The 18,851-nt window shown below is 70.3% G+C and carries 15 protein-coding genes; 7 read left to right on the top strand and 8 right to left on the bottom strand.

The genetic code is table 11. The annotated features are described in order from the left end of the window. Window positions 1-43: 43 nt before the first annotated feature. The 6 genes from purB to JD292_RS07675 all read right to left on the bottom strand — a co-directional run bounded on the left by purB (window position 44) and on the right by JD292_RS07675 (window position 7,099). Window positions 44-1,429: an adenylosuccinate lyase gene (gene purB / locus JD292_RS07700; RefSeq protein WP_200132155.1), complete on the bottom strand. Its 1,386-nt coding sequence runs from the start codon at window positions 1,427-1,429 to the stop codon at window positions 44-46. A gap of 124 nt (window positions 1,430-1,553) precedes the next feature. Beyond that, on the bottom strand, window positions 1,554-2,063 hold the full coding sequence (locus JD292_RS07695; protein ID WP_200132154.1) for a low molecular weight protein-tyrosine-phosphatase: 510 nt from the start codon (window positions 2,061-2,063) through the stop codon (window positions 1,554-1,556). 5 nt (window positions 2,064-2,068) lie between these two features. Next, entirely contained in the window at window positions 2,069-2,482 is a 414-nt protein-coding gene (locus tag JD292_RS07690; RefSeq protein WP_200132153.1) for a phage holin family protein, read from the bottom strand. A gap of 32 nt (window positions 2,483-2,514) precedes the next feature. Beyond that, a complete protein-coding gene (locus tag JD292_RS07685) occupies window positions 2,515-5,466 on the bottom strand; it encodes a hypothetical protein (protein ID WP_200132152.1) in 2,952 nt (983 codons plus the stop codon). Window positions 5,467-5,603: 137 nt separating this feature from the next. Further along, on the bottom strand, window positions 5,604-6,167 hold the full coding sequence (locus JD292_RS07680; protein ID WP_369411191.1) for a GNAT family N-acetyltransferase: 564 nt from the start codon (window positions 6,165-6,167) through the stop codon (window positions 5,604-5,606). 8 nt (window positions 6,168-6,175) lie between these two features. Further along, window positions 6,176-7,099 carry a MarR family winged helix-turn-helix transcriptional regulator gene (locus JD292_RS07675; protein ID WP_200132151.1) on the bottom strand — a complete coding sequence of 308 codons (924 nt, stop codon included), beginning with the start codon at window positions 7,097-7,099 and terminating at the stop codon, window positions 6,176-6,178. Window positions 7,100-7,448: 349 nt separating this feature from the next. On the opposite strand from JD292_RS07675, the gene JD292_RS07670 reads away from it, so the two are divergent. The 7 genes from JD292_RS07670 to JD292_RS07640 all read left to right on the top strand — a co-directional run bounded on the left by JD292_RS07670 (window position 7,449) and on the right by JD292_RS07640 (window position 15,363). Next, window positions 7,449-8,879 carry an Ig-like domain-containing protein gene (locus JD292_RS07670; RefSeq protein WP_200132150.1) on the top strand — a complete coding sequence of 477 codons (1,431 nt, stop codon included), beginning with the start codon at window positions 7,449-7,451 and terminating at the stop codon, window positions 8,877-8,879. 701 nt (window positions 8,880-9,580) lie between these two features. Then, window positions 9,581-10,696, top strand: coding sequence for a histidinol-phosphate transaminase (locus JD292_RS07665; protein ID WP_200132149.1), 1,116 nt, complete (start codon window positions 9,581-9,583; stop codon window positions 10,694-10,696). Between the two features lie 65 nt (window positions 10,697-10,761). Further along, a complete protein-coding gene (locus tag JD292_RS07660) occupies window positions 10,762-11,934 on the top strand; it encodes a thiamine pyrophosphate-dependent enzyme (RefSeq protein WP_369411199.1) in 1,173 nt (390 codons plus the stop codon). Continuing rightward, the gene (locus JD292_RS07655; RefSeq protein WP_200132148.1) at window positions 11,931-12,941 is read left to right on the top strand and encodes an alpha-ketoacid dehydrogenase subunit beta; all 1,011 of its coding nucleotides are present in this window, start codon (window positions 11,931-11,933) and stop codon (window positions 12,939-12,941) included. The genes JD292_RS07660 and JD292_RS07655 overlap by 4 nt, the downstream gene beginning before the upstream one ends. A gap of 60 nt (window positions 12,942-13,001) precedes the next feature. Further along, window positions 13,002-14,366, top strand: coding sequence for a dihydrolipoamide acetyltransferase family protein (locus JD292_RS07650; RefSeq protein WP_200132147.1), 1,365 nt, complete (start codon window positions 13,002-13,004; stop codon window positions 14,364-14,366). A 218-nt stretch (window positions 14,367-14,584) separates the two neighbouring features. Beyond that, on the top strand, window positions 14,585-15,136 hold the full coding sequence (locus JD292_RS07645) for a hypothetical protein (protein ID WP_200132146.1): 552 nt from the start codon (window positions 14,585-14,587) through the stop codon (window positions 15,134-15,136). A gap of 17 nt (window positions 15,137-15,153) precedes the next feature. Beyond that, window positions 15,154-15,363 carry a hypothetical protein gene (locus JD292_RS07640; RefSeq protein WP_200132145.1) on the top strand — a complete coding sequence of 70 codons (210 nt, stop codon included), beginning with the start codon at window positions 15,154-15,156 and terminating at the stop codon, window positions 15,361-15,363. 21 nt (window positions 15,364-15,384) lie between these two features. On the opposite strand, the gene JD292_RS07635 is transcribed toward JD292_RS07640, so the two are convergent. After that, window positions 15,385-16,446: a cation diffusion facilitator family transporter gene (locus JD292_RS07635; protein ID WP_439649267.1), complete on the bottom strand. Its 1,062-nt coding sequence runs from the start codon at window positions 16,444-16,446 to the stop codon at window positions 15,385-15,387. A 112-nt stretch (window positions 16,447-16,558) separates the two neighbouring features. Next, window positions 16,559-18,847 carry a heavy metal translocating P-type ATPase gene (locus tag JD292_RS07630; RefSeq protein ID WP_200132144.1) on the bottom strand — a complete coding sequence of 763 codons (2,289 nt, stop codon included), beginning with the start codon at window positions 18,845-18,847 and terminating at the stop codon, window positions 16,559-16,561. Between the last annotated feature and the right edge of the window lie 4 nt (window positions 18,848-18,851).

Below are 18,851 nucleotides of genomic sequence, written 5' to 3'. Positions count from 1 at the left end.
CGGGGCGCCTCGCGCGTTCACCTGCCCATAAAGGGGCCTCGGATTAGCGCTGCAGGTAGTCCAGCAGGCGAGCGGCGTCGCCGATGTATCCGGCGGGCGTGAGCGCGAGCAGGCGCTCCTTCGCCTCGGAGCCGATCTCGAGGCCCTGCACGAACTCGACGAGCTCGGCCTGGCCGATCCGGCGGCCGCGGGTGAGTTCCTTGAGCGCAGCGTAGGGGTCGCTGATGGTCGAACGGCCCGCGGTCACCTCGGCCCGGATCACGGTCTGGATCGCCTCGCCGAGCACCTCCCAGTTGGCGTCGAGATCCGCCGCGAGCACCTCGGGCGCCGCGTCGATCTGGCCGAGGCCCTTGAGGATGTTGTCGAGGGCGAGCACCGAGTGGCCGATGCCGACGCCGATGTTGCGCTGCGCCGACGAGTCGGTGAGGTCACGCTGCCAGCGGCTCGTGACGAGCGTCGCGGCGAGCGAGTCCAGGATCGCGTTCGAGAGTTCGAGGTTCGCCTCCGCGTTCTCGAAGCGGATCGGGTTGACCTTGTGCGGCATCGTGGAGGAGCCCGTCGCGCCCGCGACGGGGATCTGGCGGAAGTACCCGATGGAGATGTAGCTCCAGATGTCGGTGGCGAGGTTGTGCAGGATCCGGTTCGCGTGCGCGATCCGCGTGTAGAGCTCCGCCTGCCAGTCGTGCGACTCGATCTGCGTGGTGAGCGGATTCCAGTCGAGGCCGAGGCCCTCGATGAACTCCTGCGAGATCGCGGGCCAGTCCGCGTTCGGGTCGGCGGCGATGTGCGCGGCGAAGGTGCCGGTCGCGCCGGAGAACTTGGCGAGGTACTCGATGTCGTCGATCTGGTTGAGCTGGCGCTCGAGGCGGTGCACGAACACCGCGAGCTCCTTGCCGAGCGTCGTGGGGGTCGCCGGCTGTCCGTGCGTGCGGCTCATCATGGGGAGCTCGCGGTACTGCTCGGCCTGGCGGGCGAGTTCCGCGATGACCCTCTCGAAGCGGGGGCGCCAGACGTCTGCGACGGCCTGCTTCACGGTGAGCGCGTAGGAGACGTTGTTGATGTCCTCGCTCGTGCAGCACACGTGGGTGAGCTCGGCGAGATGACCGAGGCCCTGCTGCTCGAGGCGGGCGCGCACGAGATACTCGACCGCCTTCACATCGTGCTGGGTGGTCTTCTCGGTCTCCGCGAGCTCGTCGATCTCGGCCTGGCCGAAGTCTGCGGCCCAGGCGCGCAGCGACGCGAGCTGCTCGGCGTCGATCGGGGTGCCTCCGAGCAGCGAGTGCTCGGTCAGATAGGCGAGCCACTCCACCTCCACGTGCACGCGAGCCTTGTTCAGGCCGGCCTCCGAGAGCGTGTCGCCGAGCGGGGCGACCGCGGCGAAGTAGCGGCCGTCGAGGGGGCTGATGGGCTGCGGGGGCAGGGGCGTCATGGGGTCTCCGAGCGTAATCAAGTGGAGGCCGGCGCCCGGTGGCGCGGCCGCGCGTCTATTCTCCCATGCGATCTGGCGCGTGCCGATTGGGGGAGGCCGAGCGGAATCCGTGCCCGGATCGGGATCAGTGCCCGGATCGGAGCCGGGGTTCGAGGCTCGCGAGCAGGGCGCGGCTCGCGCGCTCGACCTGGGCGAGCACGGCGTCGAAGGCCGCGTCGTCGGAGAAGTAGGGATCGAAGACGTCCGGGTCGGCGGGCTGATCCGGATCGAAGTCCGTGAGCAGCACGAGGCGGTCGCGGGGTGCTCCCGCGGCGAGCAGTGCGCGCTCGTGATCGCGGGCGAGGGCGATGATCAGGTCGTTCTCCGCGATATCCGCGTCGGTGACCTGCGCGGCCCGGTGTGCCGCGCCGTCGTAACCGGCGCGGTCGAGCGCGGCGACGGTGCGCGGGTCCGCGGGGTCTCCCGCGTGCCAGCCGCCCGTGCCGCTCGAGGTCACGGTGAGGCGACCGCCCCAGCCGGCGTCCTCGGCGAGCGCGCGCAGGACGATCTCGCCCATGGGGGAGCGGCAGATGTTGCCCGTGCAGACGAAGGTGACGCGGAACGGGCCCGGATCGGTGACGCGATCAGCGCTCATGACGCTCAGCGGTTCTCGCGCGGGCGCTTGCGGGTGCCGAGCAGGCCGTTGAGAATGCCGGAGAGGATCGACAGCACGATCGCGCCGAGGACGCCCCACCAGAAGCCGCCGACGCCGAGGCCGAAGCCGGCGAGCTGCGACAGCCAGGCGACCACGGCGATCATGATCCCGTTCACGATCAGGCCGAACAGGCCGAGGGTCAGGATGTAGAGCGGAATCGAGACGAAGCGGACGACCTTCCCCAGCGTGCCGTTGACGAGCCCGAACACGAGGGCCACGAGCACGAGCGTGAGCATCTTCCCGGCGTTATCGTTCTGCAGCGGGATGATCCACATGCCGTGATCGCCAGGGCCGCCCACGATGAGCGTGGTCAGCCACAGCGCGAAAGCGTTGACGAGGACTCGGATGATGGTGCGCATGCCCCCGATTCTCCCATCGGGGGCCGCGAAAGCTACCAGCCCGCGCTGAGGTCCTTCACGACCGGCTTCCCGTTCTCGAACTCGATCCTGCCCGACATGCGGAACTTGTCCTCGGAGAGCTTCGGATCCTTGTCGAACGAGGTGGCGTTGCGGCGGGTGCCGACGACCCCCTGATCGGTCGTGAACGAGGACATGTCGAAGCGTTCGAAGCCCTGCGGCTGGCTCACGATCTTCATCTCGGACAGCTTCGTGCTCTGGACGCTGTAAGGGCATGCGGCGTCCATGTTCGTGGGGACCTGCACGCACTTCGTGGCCCGAGCCTGCGCGGCCTTGAGCACCTCCTCCTTGAGCTTGTCCGTCGGCTCGCCCTCCACGTGCACCGACACCGAGCTCCCAGCGACCTCCTCGGGCAGGGCCCGGAGCTCATCCGTCGAGACGCGGAAGTAGTCGTCGCCATTGCCGCCCACGGGATAGACGCCCGGATAGAGGTAGACGGACTTCGACCCGGACCCGGTGAAGGCGCCGTCGGAGCTCTCGAGCTTGACCTCCGCCGTGCCGAGGGCGACGGCCGGGGCGTCGGAGCCGCTGATGTTTCCCTGCACGACAAGCGCGTCCTCGAGCTTCCACGTGTCGAGCACGAGGAACTCCTTCGGCCCGGCCGACACGGCGAAGGTGCGGGAGAAGCGCTCGCCGTCGATGGCCAGCTCGGCGCTGACGCTCGCGCCCGAGGCGCCACGATCGATCGTCTGTACCTCGACGATCTCGATCCGCTTCGACGCGGATCCGAGCACCTCGTTGGTGAGCAGCTCGCGGTCGGCGGTCCTGAGTCCGGGATCGACCATTTCGGTGGCCGCTTCGGCCTGACCGTCGGCGAGGAGCTGCAGGTACTCGCGTACCTCCGCCGCGGGGTCGCGAGTGCTGTTGATCGCCGCCGTGGCGATCACGCCGGCGACGACGAGCAGCACGACACCGAGCACGGAGAAAACCCCGATGAGCAAGCCCTTCTTGGTGCTGGGCTGAAGCGGTGCAATGGCCGGGGGAGCGCCAGCTCCCGGCGATCCGGCCGAGGGGGATTCGATCGCGGGGGATCCGGCCGCGGGGGATCCTGCCGCCGCCGGTGCCGCGTCAGGTGAGCCGGCAGGCGACGACGTGGCGGCGCCGGGCCCCCGAACCGGGAGCGGGAACAGGGCTGCGGGATGCGCGGCCGAAGCGAGCGCGGGGGGCGGGGGAGCGGTCGTCTCGAACGGCTCAGTGCCCGCCACCGGCGGGGGCGCGGTCTGCTGGCCGGTGGCCTGCGCCGCGTGATCCTGGGGGAGCGGCGGCACCGCGCCCGTGTCCGAACCGAAACTCATCGCAGCAGGCCACGGGGCGTTCGCCCCGGCGGCCGGGTCGGCTGCCACCGTGGTCGACGGCGCGGCGGCGGGCGCAGCGACCGGCGGGATCGGCTGCCCCGCGAGCCACCGCGAGATGGTCTTCTGCGAGGCGAACGCGCGCAGCAGCCCGGGACTCAAGCGGGTGAGGAAGAGCGGCAGCACCTCCGCGCCCAGCGAGACGAGCGCGGCCACGAGCGCCATCAGGAACGGAACCGACCAGTCCAGGCCCAGCTGCACGGCACCGCGCAGCGGCACGAAGCCGGTCGCGGCGCCCGTCGCGCCGATCCCGAGCAGTCCCGAGGCGAGCACGACCCAGGCGAGGAGCACGACGGCCGGGAGCTGCCAGACCCTCGCGACCTCGAAACGGCCGGTGCGGGGCCGATGCAGGCCGATCGACACCGCGGCGAAGATCATCATCAGGAGTCCAGCCAGGTGCACCCAGATCGCGTTCCCGCCGAGCAGATCACCCGCGTGAGCGGTTGCGCTCCCGGTGAAGCTCGCCGCGCCGGCAACCCCGCCGAACGAGGCGAGCGCCGCGGCGAAGCCCGCGATGTTCCCGAGCAGCGGAAGCCCGGCGAGGATCGCGAGCGGAGCCTCCATGCGGATCGCGATGATGACGAGCGCAATGAGTCCCACGACGGCGAACGTCGAGAACTGCACGGCAAGGAAACGGGCGCCCTCCCGGAGCGTGAGGGCGAGGCCGCCGTCTCGGATCCCGAGCAGCTTCCTGCGGGGAATCTCGCGCGCGAGGTACAGCGTCACGAGGAGGAGCACGAACACGGTGCAGAAGATCCGGAGCGGGTTCGTGCCCACCTGGATGGCGTCCGAGCCGGTGAGCGACGCGCTCCCGGACAGCCTCGGCAGCCCCGAGACGAGCGCGAGGACCAGCGCGATCAGCGCGGAGTCCACGGCAGCGCGGCCGAGCTGGAGTGCGGCGTTCGGAGCGGGGGAGTCCTTCGGGACCGAGCGGTAGCGCACGATGATAGCGGTCACGAGAACCACGACGGCAAGCGCGCCGAGCGCGAAGACCGAGATCGTCGCGGCGCCCTCGCCCAGGGGGCCAGCGCCCGCATCGACCTGAACCCCGCCGCCGAGGACGAGGCCCGTTCCGATGAGCAGGATCGTCATGGCCTGGGAGAACTCGACGCCGCTCCCGCTCGTGAGCCCGCCGAGGAAGAGCAGTGTCGACCCGATCAGGGCGACGCCGAGCGTGGCCGCGGCGATCACGGCGAGGGTGATGATCCCGTCTCTGCTGAACGACTTCTTCACCTCGGCGACGAAGGGGGTGTCGGCGCGGGGGGACGGCTGGTGGCCGTGGGGGTGCGCGGGGTGCGGCTGCGCTTGCTGGGCCTGCGGCTGAGGGGCCAGCGGCTGAGGGGGCTGCGGCTGCTGGGGGAACGGCTGTGGCTGTTCGAGGTGGGCCTGCGGCTGCTGGAGGTGCGGTTGAGGCTGCTCGGGGTGCGGCGCATACTGCTGCGCCTGCGGCGCATACGGCTGCGCCTGCTGGCCGTACTGCTGCCCGTGCGGCGCCTGCGGCTGCTGCGTCCCGGCCTCCGGGGCGTCGAACGGCCGATCCTGCGGGTCTGATCCGGGGTTCTCGGCAGAGGGCAAGGTGAACTCCTTCGATTCGCTGTGTCGCACTCCACCGGACCCTGCGAGCGGGCGTCCCCGGGTTGCGAAACGAGTGTAGCAATCTTGGAATCAGCTGTGTGGGCCTGGTGTTCCCGTTCCCAGCCCCGCTGCCCCGCTCACGCGCTCGAGGCGGTTTCCCGATGTGCGGCCGGCAACTCGCGCGCCAGCAGCACGCGCTCGCCGAATGCGTGGATTCCCTCGGAGTGCTCCGACGCGGGGAGTTCTCGGAGAAATCCCCGATCCGGCACTATTTCGGCGAAGCCGCGTGCGCGGTAGAACGGCGCGTTCCACGGCACGTCGCGGTAGGTGCGCAGGGTGAGCAGCTCCGCTCCGCGCTCGTGGGCGACACGGGCGGCGGTCGCGAGGAGCTCCGAGCCGATCCCGCGCCGAGTGACCGCGGGCGAGACGGAGAGCTGCTCGAGGTGGGCGAGTCGCGGGGCGCCGTCGGGATCTCCCGCGCGCGCCTCTGGTTCGAGAACGTGCGCGAAGCCCACGACGGTCCCGGCCAGCTCGGCGACGAGGAGAAACCCCGGATCAGCGTCGCGAGCGGCCCCCGTTGCCGGGGGCGGCCAGTCCGAGGCGGCGAAGCGCTCAACAAAGAGGAGGTCGGCCTCCCGCTCGATCGCCTCGAGAAGCGGAAGATCCGCGGGAGTCGCTCTCCGAACGATCGGAGGCTGCACGGCGGGGGTCAGCGGGAACCGGCGGCCGACGCCTCGGGAAGCGGGTACTCGGCGGCCGCGGCGCCGACGGCGAGCAGCCGCGTGGCGAGAGCGGCCTCGTCGACGCCGGCCTGCGAGCAGACCTCGTGGACCCAGGCGGCAGTGCTCTCCAGCACCTCCTGCGTGAAGCCGCGGCCCGCGGCGGTCGACTCGAGCTGCTGGGTGTTGCCGCTGCCCTCGCGGGAGACGTCCATGGCGAGTCCGAGAGCGCGGAGATGCGCGAGGTGCCCGGACACGGTGGGGGTCGAGTAGTCGAGTTCCTCCGCGATCTCGCGGCCGTTCAGGCCGGGTGATGCGCAGACCAGGCGCAGGATGGCGAACTGCGGGAGCGTGACGCCGTGCATGCTGAGCTGGGCCTCGGTGCGATGGTTGAGGGCCGCGAGAAAGGCGGAGAGCTCGTGCCCGAGGTTGGGTGTGGTGCGCGGGGCCGGAATCGGTGACTCGGCCGTGCGGCCGGTGACCTTCTCGCTCAGCCGGGTCGAGACGATGTCATTGAGCGCGCGGAAGATGGCCGACAGCTCCGAGAAATCCTCGCCTGCGATACGGCAGCACTCGACGAGCGGCGTGTGGAGTTCGGAGGCCAGCGCCGTGAAGAGCTCGCGGCCCGCATGGGTGAGTTCGAGCCGCTGTGCGCGGCCCTCGCCACGCTGGGTGCGGCTCGCGACGAGTTCTCCGCGCGTCAGGATCTTCAGCTGCTTCGACGCGGCGGCCCCGGAGACCCCGAGGCAGTGCGCGACACGCTTTCCCGGGATGCCGGGGGTCTCGGTGAGGATCGAGAGGATGCGGAACTGGGTGTAGCTCGTATTTCGCCTGCGCAGCACGGTCTCGCCGTAGGAGTTCATCGTGCGAGCCAGGGCGGTTGCCGCGCGCTCGAGGTCAAGGGAATCCGACATGTCGGGCCTTTCCGCTGGTGAGTGTGCGAGATCGGATCAGGATCTACGGTTTCGTAACTTACTAAATTCGTTACGCGACGTACGTAATGGTATTGCGGGCCGGAGCACCCGCGGTCTCGGAAAGAACGCGTGAACTGCGTATTCAAGCCGAGAGCGCCGAGTTGCCCCCGGCATTCCTGGCCCAGCATAGCGGAGCAAACAGTAAATTAACTTCAGCGCCGTACCGTATTGGTGGGAATTGGCTTGAAGTTTCGGGAGTTCCGGGTTACGTTCCATATCGTCTCGTTTCTCGGGGACATTTCAGTTGAGCTGCGGGCGAGGCCTCCGCAGCGTCCGGACAGGAGAGCCCATGAATCACCCGCGCACCCCGCACGCACGCGGTGCACAGCCGAGCAGAATCCGTCGCTTCGCGGCCGGAATGCTCGGCATCTCGCTCGTCGGAGGCGGACTGTTCTTCGGCGGTGGAGCGGCCGCTCCGGCCGAAGCCGCCGCGTACAGCCCCACCTGCGCTGCGGAACTCACCTCCGCTGCGATCACGCCCTCTGAGGACCTGACGCTCACGGGGCGCGTCCTTGAGAGCTGGCTGAAGCCCGACTGGGAGTTCGACAACATGAACCAGGCCGCGCAGCGGGGCCAGTCGAACTTCGACATCAAGGTGGCGCCGGAAGCGAAGGCAGGGGACACCTACACGCTGCACGTCGACGGCATCGGAACGTTCGCCGGAACGCCACGCGACCTCGTCAACAAGGCAGATGGCGCAGTGATCGCGACCGCCAAGATGATCGGGTCGACCGGCGTGGAGTTCACCTTCACGGACTACGTCAACACCCACAAGGACGTGACCGGCACCTACGAGCAGTCCTACGGCTACTCGAGCGTCTACGCCCCCGGCGGTGTCCTCCAGCCCGGCCAGGTGTACACGACGACCTTCTCCGGCTGCGAGAACGGCGTCTCGACCTCCTTCGACACCACCACCCCTGAGCAGTACAACACCACGGGACTCCGCAGCTCCTGGCGCGGAACTCAGGACGAGGCCAAGCTCGCGGTCGTCTACAACGGCCAGCCCGCAGCCTCGGCAACCGATCTCACCACGGTGTCGCTCACGATCGATCGACCGGGCACCAAGTGGGATTGCACGCAGCTCGAGAACCAGACCTCTCCCTTCGGGATCGGGTACGGGATCTGGGGCGGCAAGTTCATGACGGATGCCAAGCTGAGCACGCAGACGACCGCTGCCCCGAAGCCGGGTGAGTACCGAATCGTCTCCTGCACCGACCGTGAAATCAAGATCGAGTGGATGCCGCAGGCCGCGGGCGAGACGTTCCGCGCGCAGCTGCAGACCATCCCCGACGGCACGAGCCAGTGGGAGGCCCTGGGCCGCAATCCGTTCACGATCGGCGCGCACGAGGAGTCCCTCGAGCACGGCGCGATCGACCGCAGCGCGGTCCCCACGCGCCCCTTCACCGACGGCAGCGCCGCGGGCGATCTGAACTACGTCGACCCGGTGATCACCAAGGTGCGCGCGGCCGACGGCTCGTTCGAGCTGACGGTCACGAACCCCACGACCGATGGCGTGGTGAAGGCGCAGAGCTACACGGACGCGCTCTACAACGCGGCAGGCGTGCTTTCCGCCGATCAGCGAGCCTTCGATGGGCACCGTGTCGAACAACGTGTGGAAGCTGCCGATGCTCGCGCCCGGCGAGACGGCGACGGCGAAGGTCGCGTTCGACGAGTCGACGATCCCCGCTGGCGACAAGATCACGAACCGCTTCGGCATTGACGAGTCCGACTGCGTGACCGGTGAGCTAGATCCCGCCGAGCTGGGCAAGGTCTGCGCCGAGGTGGTCGTCGAGGTTCCCCCGACGGCGGTTGTCCCGACGCAGCCCGCGATCGCGGCCGCTGAGTGCACGCCGGCCGACGCCGGGAAGACGGTCTGGGAGACCGTGAGCGCCCCCGCAGCGGTCGAGGGCCTGACGTTCTCGGACGTCACGGTCGACGACGCGCACGTCGCCACGGTGACGGCCACCCCCGAGAAGGGCTTCGCGATCGACGAGTCCAAGCTCGGCGAGGGCTGGAAGCTCAACGCCGACGGCACCGCGACCTGGACGAAGCAGCTCCTCTCCAAGGACTGCGCTGACGCGGTCACGCCGCCGAAGGAGCCGACCACGCCCACGAACCCGGAGAACCCGGCCAAGCCGGCAACGCCGAAGGACCCGGATCTCGCGGTCACGGGCGGCGCCGAGCAGATGGGCCTCGCCGCGGGAGCCGGCGTCCTGCTGCTCGCCGGCGTCGCGAGCGTCGTAGCGGCCCGCCGCCTGCGCGCCCGCAAGGCGTAGCGACGCACCACCCGAACGGGCTCGTCGAGGGATTCCTCGGCGGGCCCGTTCGTCGTTTCTGCGGTCCGAACGGCCCAACTGGGCGTTCCCCGCAACCCCGCGCGTATCCCGATCCCGCAATACCCTGCTCACTACACTCGGAACTATGAGCGACACCGCAACGCCGCCCGTGCGCCTCCGCGCCGACGTGCTCGCAGTACCCGCCTACCGCCAGGGGGCCACTCCGAGCAAGCCGGGCTACAAACTCTCGAGCAATGAGAACCCGTTCGACCCGCTTCCGGGCGTCGCCGCCGCGGTCGCGGCGCGCGTCGACCACAATCGCTACGCCGCCGCAGGCATGCCCGACCTCCGCACCGCGATCGGCGCGGAATTCGGCGTCGGGCCAGAGCGCGTGCATCTCGCGGCCGGATCCGTGGCGATCCTGTTCCAGCTGGTCCACGCTGCAGCCGCCGCAGGGGAGAGCTACGTCTTCGCCTGGCCGAGCTTCGAGGCGTACCCCTCGCTCGGCCTCGCGAACGGCGCGCGCGGCGTTGGCGTTCCGCTCACCGCTGCCGCAGAGCACGACCTCGAAGCGATGGCCGCGGCGATCGACGAGAGCACCAGGGTCGTCCTGCTCTGCACCCCGAATAACCCGACCGGGCCGGCGATCCGGCGCGACGCCTTCGACGCGTTCATGGCGCGCGTGCCCGCCGACACCCTGGTGGTGCTCGATGAGGCGTACCGGGAATTCGTCACCGATCCGGATGCGGTTCGCGGCGAGGACGTGCTCGCGGCCCACCCGAACCTCGTGGTGCTTCGCACCTTCTCCAAGGCCTACGGGCTCGCCGGACTCCGGATCGGCACCGCGGTGGGGCACCCGGCGATCCTCGCCGCCGCCGCCAGCGTCGGTATCCCGCTGTCCGTGACGGGCGTCGCGGAGGTCGCGGCTCGCGCCTCGCTCGCGCCGGAAGCGCGGGCCGAACTCGCGGACCGGATCGGGGAGATCGTGTCCCGCAGGGAGGAACTCGCCGCTGGCCTCCGCCGGCTGGGCATCGATGTTCCCGCGGCGCAGGGCAATTTCGTCTGGCTGCCGGAGCGCGCTGACGCGCCGGGCGGCATCGCGAGCGCGGCTGCGCTCGCCGCCGATTTCGCGGAGACGGGCACCCTGGTGCGCCCGTTCGCGGGAAGCGGCGTCCGGATCTCGGTCGGCGAGGCCGAGAGCATTCCGGTGGTCATCGAGATCGTGCGCGAGTACCTCGCGCGGCAGGAGGGCAGCAAGTGAGCCACGACACGAACCGGGAGGCCCGGCACGCAGGCGCCGCGGATGCCGAGGCCGCGATTGCGGCGGTGCCCGCGTACGGCGCCGCCGATCCCGAGCCGATCCGCTTCCTCGACGCCGAGGGCCGCTATGCGCCGTCGGACTCGGCAGCGGAGTTCGCCGCGGAGCTCGATGGCGTCGGTCTCGAGGACTTCAAGGCCTGGTACCGCGACATGGTGGAGACGCGCGCCTTCGATACTGAGTGCACGCATCTGCAGCGCCAGGGCCAGCTGGCCCTGTGGGTGCCGAGTGTCGGCCAGGAGGGCTGCCAGGTCGGTCTCGCCCGCGCGAGCGAGCCGCAGGACACGATCTTTCCCGCCTATCGCGAGCACGCCGTCGCGAAGATCCGGGGCGTCCCCCTCGTCAAGGTGGCCGCGCTGTTCCGCGGGCTCACCCACGGCGGCTGGGACGTGAACGATCCCGCGAACGGGAATTTCCGTTTGTACACGCTCGTGCTCGGCGCGCAGACGCAGCACGCGACGGGCTACGCGCTCGGCCAGCTGCTCGACGCGAAGCACCGGGCGGGCGACACGAGCATGGAACCCGGCGAGGCCGGCACCGCGACCGGCGAGGCCACCATGGTCTTCTACGGTGACGGCACCTCGAGTCAGGGCGACGCGAACGAGGCGATGGTGTTCGCCGCGAGTTACCAGACCCCCGAGGTCTTCGTGGTGCAGAACAACCGCTGGGCGATCTCGGTGCCCGTGACGCGCCAGTCGCGCACGCCCCTCTACCGGCGCGCGCTCGGCTTCGGGATCCGCAGCGTTCAGATCGACGGCAACGATCCGCTCGCGGCGTACGCCGTGGGCCGCCGCTTCCTCCGCCTCGCGCGCGAGGGCAATGGCCCCGGTTACATCGAGGCACTCACCTACCGGATCGGCGCGCACACCACGAGCGACGATCCCACCCGGTACCGCGAGGAGCAGGAGCTCCGCGACTGGGAGCGGCGCGACCCGATCGACCGCCTCGAGGCGTATCTGCGGGAGCAGGGCGTCGAGGACGACTTCTTCGCCGACGTACGCGCAGGCGCCGACCGCGACGCGAAGCGGATCCGCGACGAGATTCTCGCCCTCCCCGCGCCCGAGCCGGACAGCATGTTCGCGCACGTGTACGCCGAGGAGCACCCCCGGATCGAGGAGCAGCGGGCGTGGCTCGCGCACTACGAGGCCTCCTTCGCGGGCCAGGAAGGAGCGGGCGCATGACCGGCACCGCAGCCGTTGCGACGCTGAGCGAGCGCCAGACGCTGCCGCTCGCTCGCGCACTCAACGAGGGGCTTCGCTCCGCGATGGTCGCCAACGATCGCGTGCTCATGATGGGCGAGGACATCGGGCCGCTCGGCGGCGTCTTCCGCGTCACCGACAAACTCCAGGCCCAGTTCGGCTCCGCCCGCGTGCTCGACACGCCGCTCGCCGAGGCGGGAATCGTCGGCAGCGCGATCGGCCTCGCGCTGCGCGGCTACCGCCCCGTCATCGAGATCCAGTTCGACGGGTTCATTTTCCCCGCGTTCAACCAGATTGTGACGCAGCTGGCCAAGTTCAGGAATCGCCATGAGGGCGGCGTCGCCCTCCCGATCGTGATCCGAGTGCCCTACGGCGGACACATCGGCGCGGTCGAGCATCACCAGGAGAGCCCCGAGGCCTACTTCGCGCACACGCCGGGTCTCCGCGTCGTCTCCCCGTCGACGGCGAACGACGCGTACTGGATGATCCAGCAGGCGATCGAGTCCGATGATCCTGTCCTGTTCTTCGAGCCGAAGGCGAAGTACTGGCACAAGGGCGAGGTCGATCCGACCGCCCCGTCGGGGGCCCTCCACCAGACGCGGATCGCCCGACCGGGCACCGACTGCACGGTTGTCGGCTGGGGCGCCATGGTGACCACGCTGCTGCAGGCCGCCGAGGTGGCGCAGTCGGAGGGCACGAGCCTCGAGGTCGTCGACCTCCGCAGCGTCTCGCCCATCGACTACGCGCCGCTGCTCGAGTCGGTGCGCCGCACCGGCCGCCTCGTTGTGGCGCACGAGGCCCAGGGCTTCGGCGGAATGGGCGGGGAGATCGCCGCGCACGTCGCCGAGCACGCGTTCTATTCGCTGCAGGCCCCCGTGCTGCGCGTCACGGGCTACGACGTACCGTTCCCGCCTGCCCGGCTCGAGGGCCTCTACCTTCCCGACGCGGATCGCGTGCTCGAGGCCGTCGACCGCACCATGCACTACTGAGCCGACCGGTAACGTCGGACCCACCCACCCCGGAATCACGCGGAGCAGCAAGGAGCAGCGATGAGTGAGATGACCTTCCCCCTCCCCGACGTCGGCGAGGGCCTCACCGAGGCCGAGATCGTGGCCTGGCACGTGAAGCCCGGCGACACCGTCGCGCTCAACCAGGTGATCTGCGAGATCGAGACCGCGAAATCCCTGGTGGAGCTGCCTTCTCCGTTCACGGGCACGGTCACCGAGGTGCTCGCGGAGGAGGGGCAGACCGTCCCGGTCGGCGACCCGATCCTGCGCGTCACGACCGACGCGAACGGCGACGGAGGGGCCGGGAACGGCGCCCAGCAGGATCCCGCGTCCGAGGAGGAGCGCGCGGCCGTTGCCGACGCGGTGGCCGACACGGCGGGCAGCGTCTCCCACGAAGACGGCGAAGGCGGCGACGGCGGCGGGGCGGTGCTCGTCGGGTACGGCACGGGCGGCGCGGTGCGCTCGCGACGCCGCTCCGGAGGCGAGCCGCTGCTCCATCAGGCCGCGGGTTCCGCGGCGCACTCCGCGATCCCCGTGGCGGACGCCTCGCCGGTGCTCGCAAAGCCCCCGATCCGGAAGCTCGCGAAGGACCTCGGCGTCGATCTCGCCGTGGTCTCCGGATCCGGCATCGCCGGCGAGATCCTGCGCGACGACGTCGTCCGCCAGGCCTCGCAGGCGAAGCTCTTCCGCAACATCGAGACGCCCGAGCCGTCCGAACTGCGCGAGGAGCGGATCCCGCTCAAGGGCATGCGGAAGCAGATCGCGAAGGCGATGGTGGCCAGCGCGTTCGAGGCTCCGCACGTGAGCGTCTTCACCGAGGTCGATGCGACCCGCACCATGGAGTTCGTGAAGCGGCTCAAGACGTCCACGGACTTCGCGGGCGTGAAGGTCTCGCCCCTCCTCATCTTCGCGAAGGCGATGCTCTGGGCGATCCGTCGAAATCCCCAGGTCAACGCAACTTTCAACGAGACCGAGATCATCCGGCACAACTTCGTCAACCTCGGCATCGCCGCGGCGACGCCGCGCGGTCTCATCGTTCCGAACATCAAGGACGCGCAGGATCTCAGCCTGCTCGACCTCGCGCGGGCGATCGAACAGCTCACGATCACGGCCCGCGACGGACGCACCCAGCCCGCAGACATGGCCGAGGGCACGATCACGATCACCAACATCGGCGTGTTCGGCATGGACTTCGGCACGCCGATCCTCAACCCTGGCGAGTGCGCGATCATGGCGATGGGCACGATCCGCGAGAAGCCGTGGGTGGTCGACGGCGAGGTGCGTCCCCGCATGGTGACGACCGTTGGCGGCTCCTTCGACCACCGCCTCGTCGACGGCGATGTCATCTCGCGCTTCGTCGCCGACGTCGCCTCGGTGCTCGAGGAGCCCGCCCTGCTCCTCGACTAGCTCGCGACCCCGGCGGCCGCGTTCGCCCGGATTGAGATCCCGGAGCCCTGACCCCGGGGCTGCCGCGCCGCCCCCGCGGGGGCGTTCGCCGTTCCCCTGCGCGCGTTTCGGCCTGCTTCGCTCGGCGGGGCGGGCGACTCGGCGGCCGCTGACCGTAGATCAGATGTACTCCGGCTATGATCGGGAATCACGGCCTGGCGAGAGGGGAGCCCCGAGCGGTGAAGCAAGACAGCGGCGAGAGCAGTGCGGGAGCGGTGGGAACCACCGCGACGATTGCCCGCGAGACGGCGGTCGCGAGCCCGGTTCCGGTCCTGATCCCGGCGCCCGTTTCCGAGGTTTCGCGCGGGCAGGAACGCACCGATGCGCCGGCTGTCCCGCGCGGCGAGGTCCGGCCGCGCAGCGACTCCGCCGCCGACCGCTTCATGCGGCGGCTCCTGCGCGTGCAGCTCCGCGAGGCCACCCCGGCGAACGAGCGCGCCGCGCACCGCGGCTTCCAGATCGCGATGGTGATCTCGGGGGTCCGCTGCCTCGTCACCTACCTCCTCATTCCCGTCCTCGCGCCGATCCTCAGCATTGCGAACGTGTTCGCGGCGCCGATCGGGATCCTGCTGTGCGCGATCGCCGCGGTGAGCGGGATCTCGAGCCTGCGCCGGTTCTGGGCGAGCGACCATCGCAGCCGCTGGATGTACACGGCCTTCATCGGCGTCGTCTTCCTCGTGCTCGCCGTGGCCGTGTCGTTCGACATCGGCCGGATCGTGAGCGGATCGTGAGCGGGGAGGAGCTTCGAGTGACGGAACCGGGCGCGGATCGGGCGGATCGCGGGACGGAACTCGCGGCGGACACGGCTGCGGTGCAGGCGGCCCGGCCACCGCAGGGCGTTTCCGGTGCCGACGAGGGGCCCGAGCGCGTTCCCGCGCGGGTGTGGGTGACGCTCGTCGGCTTCGCGGCCTTCGTGCTCGCGTTTGGCACCTGCGCGGCGAACTACCTGTTCAACTAGGAGTTCCGCGGGCGGGGCGCGCTATCGGTGCACGTGCGCGCCGGTGACCCTGTGGCTCTCGGGTTCGAGCTGCAATGTGACGTGCTCGGTGTCGAAGTGCTCGTGCAGGCAGGCCCGGAGCTCGTCGAGAATCGCGTGGTAGCCCCGCTCGTTCCAAGCGGTGTCGGCCACGGTCACGTGCGCAGAGAACGCGGGCACGCCCGAGGTGATCGTCCACGCGTGCACGTCGTGCACCTCGTCGACGCCGGGCACCGAGAGCATGTGCTCGCGCGCCACCTCGAGATCGAGGTTCTTGGGGGAGGCCTCGAGCAGCACGTTGACGACGTCCCTGAGCAGGGAATAGGCCCGGGGCGCGATCATGAGGGCGATGAGGATCGAGGCGATCTGGTCGATCATCATCCAGTCGGTGAGCCAGATCACAATCCCCGCGACGATCACCGCGAGCGACCCGAGCAGGTCGCCGAGCACCTCGAGATAGGCACCGCGCACGTTGAGGCTCTCCTTCTGCCCGCTGCGGAGGATCAGCAGGGACACCAGATTCGCCGTCCCGCCGATGGCGGCGGCGACGAGCATGGGCCCCGAGTGCACCTCGACCTCGGAACCGAAGCGCGAAACCGCCTGCACGAAGATCACGACCGCGATCACCCCGAGGACGATCCCGTTGGCGAGGGCCGCGAGCACCTCAACGCGGAGGTAGCCGAAGGTGCGGCGCGATGTTGCCGGCAGCCCCGCGATCAGGCTCGCGATCAGGGCGATCGCCACTCCCGTGCCGTCGGTGAGCATGTGGCCGGCGTCCGCGAGGAGGGAGAGCGAACCCGAGATGAACGCGCCGATGAGCTGGACGACGAACACCGTGAGCGTGATGCAGAGCACCACGATGAGGCGCTTGCGGTGCCGGGCCGTCGCGGTGCGCACGGCGCCGCCCGCGCCGCTCGCGTCGGCCGCCGTGAGCCCCGGGTCGGGCGCGGTCAGGCCGTGATCGTGGCCGTGTCCGCCGCTCGTGCCGGCGGAAGCCGGGCGCTCGGGATGACCGCTGCTGAACTCCGCGTCGCAGTCCTCGGCGCCGATCGGTTCCTGTGTCACCGCTCCGCCCGCCTTCCGTTCCACGTGAAACCCCACGAACCCGCGGCGTTCATGCTGTGCCTCCTGACACTCACGACTTCCGGCCCCTCCTTCTAGCTTGCGCGACGCGGCGCTAGCGTGCAATCCCGGTGAAGCGGCGCAGCCGCAGGCTGTTGCCCAGCACGAACACGCTCGAGAACGCCATCGCAGCCCCGGCGATCATGGGGTTGAGCAGCCCAAGGGCCGCGAGGGGGATCGCGGCGACGTTGTACGCGAAGGCCCAGAACAGGTTGCCCTTGATCGTCGAGAGCGTGCGGCGGGCGAGGCGAATCGCGTCCACCGCGCTGCGGAGATCGCCCCGAACGAGAGTGAGATCCGCCGCCTCGATCGCGGCGTCCGTCCCAGTGCCCATCGCGAGACCGAGATCCGCCTGCGCGAGCGCCGCGGCATCGTTGACGCCGTCGCCGACCATCGCGACGACGCGGCCCTCGGCCTGGAGCGCGCGGATCACCTCGACCTTCTCGTCGGGGAGCACCCCGGCGTGCACGCGGGCGATTCCGACCTCGGCCGCCACCCGCTCGGCCACGCCCTGATTATCGCCCGTGAGCAGGATCGGCGTGAGGCCGAGCTTCACGAACTCGCGAATCGCCTCGGAACTCGTCGGCTTCACGAGGTCCGCGACGCCGAGCACGCCACGCGCCTCGCCGTCCCACGCCGCGAGCACCGCGGTGCGGCCGTCACCCTCCACCCGCGCGAACTCCCCGGCCACCGCCTCCGAGATCGCGATGCCGCGCTCGGAGAGGAGCGCCGGGCGCCCCACGAGCACCCGCCGCCCGAGGACCAGGCCCTCGATCCCGCGGCCGGCCTCGTTGCGGAAGTCATCGACAGCGGGAAGCTCGTGCCCGAGCTCGTCGACCGCGCCGCGCGAGATCGCCTGCGCGATCGGGTGTTCCGATCCCGCCTCGACCGCGCCGGCGAGACGCAGCAGTTCGTCGCGATCCTGCCCAGGAGCCGGAGCGATCTCCATCAGGGTCATGCGCCCCGTGGTCACCGTTCCCGTCTTGTCGAGCACGACGGTGTCGACCTTGCGCGTCGACTCGAGCACCTCCGGCCCCTTGATCAGGATCCCGAGCTGCGCGCCGCGCCCCGTTCCCACGAGGAGGGCCGTCGGCGTCGCGAGACCGAGGGCGCACGGGCAGGCGATGATGAGGACTGCGACGGCGGCGGTGAACGCGGCGCTCACCGAGCTGCCGAACACGAGCCACGCGCCCAGCGTGAGCAGGGCGATCACGATCACGATCGGCACGAAGACTCCCGAGATCCGGTCGGCGAGGCGCTGTGCGGCCGCCTTTCCCGACTGCGCCTCCTCGACCATGCGCGCCATCTGGGCGAGGCGGGTGTCGTCGCCGATGCTGGTCGCACGGACCACGATCCGGCCGCTCGTCGACACCGTTCCGCCCGTCACGGGGTCACCGGCGGCGACCTCGACGGGCACGGACTCGCCCGTGAGCATGGACGCGTCGACCGCGGTGGCGCCGTCGACCACGACGCCGTCGGTCGCGAGCTTCTCGCCCGGCCGCACCACGAACAGGTCGTCGACGGCGAGGCCCGAGACCGGGATCCGCGTTTCGACACCGTTGCGGAGCACCGAGACGTCCTTCGCGCCGAGCGCCATGAGGGCGCGCAGGGCCGATCCAGCGCGCCGCTTCGCCCGGCGCTCGAAGTAGCGACCGGCGAGGATGAACATGGTGACGCCGGCGGCGACCTCGAGGTAGATGTTGCCCGAGCCGTCGTGCGGGTGGATCGTGAGCTCGAAGGCGTGGGTCATTCCCTTCTCGCCAGCGGTGCCGAGGAAGAGGGCATACAGGGACCACAGGTAGGCGGCGGCCGTGCCGACCGACACGAGCGTGTCCATGGTCGCCGCGCCGTGCCTGAGATTGACCCACGCGGCCCGGTGGAACGGCCACGCGGCCCACACGATCACGGGCGAGGTGAGGGCGAGCGCGGCCCACTGCCAGTAGGGGAACTGCAGCGCCGGAATCATCGACATGAGGATCACGGGCACGGAGAGCCAGATCGAGCCGATGAGGCGCTGGCGGAGCGAGCGGAGCTCCGGGTCGTCGGCGTCGGCCTCGGCGTCAGATGAGCCGGATCCGCCGGCGCCGTCCGCGGCCGTCGCTGTGCTCGGGGCCGCCGGAGCCGGCGGCGGGGGGAGTTCGGCGGTGTAGCCGGTGCGCTCGACCTCAGCGATGAGCGCCTCGGGGGTGATGCCCGCGGCAGCCGACACTCTGGCCTTCTCGGTCGCGTAGTTCACGCTCGCCTCGACGCCCTCCATCTTGTTGAGGCGGCGCTCGATCCGGTTTGCGCAGGAAGCGCAGGTCATGCCCCCGATTTCGAGCTCAAAGTCGGTTGCGGCAGTCATGGAG

This window comes from Leucobacter edaphi (assembly GCF_016522535.1).
Taxonomy (GTDB): domain Bacteria; phylum Actinomycetota; class Actinomycetes; order Actinomycetales; family Microbacteriaceae; genus Leucobacter; species Leucobacter edaphi.
Note: the sequence above shows the minus strand (reverse complement) of the source record. Positions and strands in the feature narration are given on the sequence as shown.

What these genes read in the sequence shown, in the direction of transcription:
- JD292_RS07665 (WP_200132149.1), top strand. Translation starts at nt 9,581, where the DNA reads ATGAGCGACACCGCAACGCCGCCCGTGCGCCTCCGCGCCGACGTGCTC.
- purB (WP_200132155.1), bottom strand. Translation starts at nt 1,429, where the DNA reads ATGACGCCCCTGCCCCCGCAGCCCATCAGCCCCCTCGACGGCCGCTAC.
- JD292_RS07690 (WP_200132153.1), bottom strand. Translation starts at nt 2,482, where the DNA reads ATGCGCACCATCATCCGAGTCCTCGTCAACGCTTTCGCGCTGTGGCTG.
- JD292_RS07670 (WP_200132150.1), top strand. Translation starts at nt 7,449, where the DNA reads ATGAATCACCCGCGCACCCCGCACGCACGCGGTGCACAGCCGAGCAGA.
- JD292_RS07630 (WP_200132144.1), bottom strand. Translation starts at nt 18,847, where the DNA reads ATGACTGCCGCAACCGACTTTGAGCTCGAAATCGGGGGCATGACCTGC.
- JD292_RS07695 (WP_200132154.1), bottom strand. Translation starts at nt 2,063, where the DNA reads ATGAGCGCTGATCGCGTCACCGATCCGGGCCCGTTCCGCGTCACCTTC.
- JD292_RS07675 (WP_200132151.1), bottom strand. Translation starts at nt 7,099, where the DNA reads ATGTCGGATTCCCTTGACCTCGAGCGCGCGGCAACCGCCCTGGCTCGC.
- JD292_RS07655 (WP_200132148.1), top strand. Translation starts at nt 11,931, where the DNA reads ATGACCGGCACCGCAGCCGTTGCGACGCTGAGCGAGCGCCAGACGCTG.
- JD292_RS07650 (WP_200132147.1), top strand. Translation starts at nt 13,002, where the DNA reads ATGAGTGAGATGACCTTCCCCCTCCCCGACGTCGGCGAGGGCCTCACC.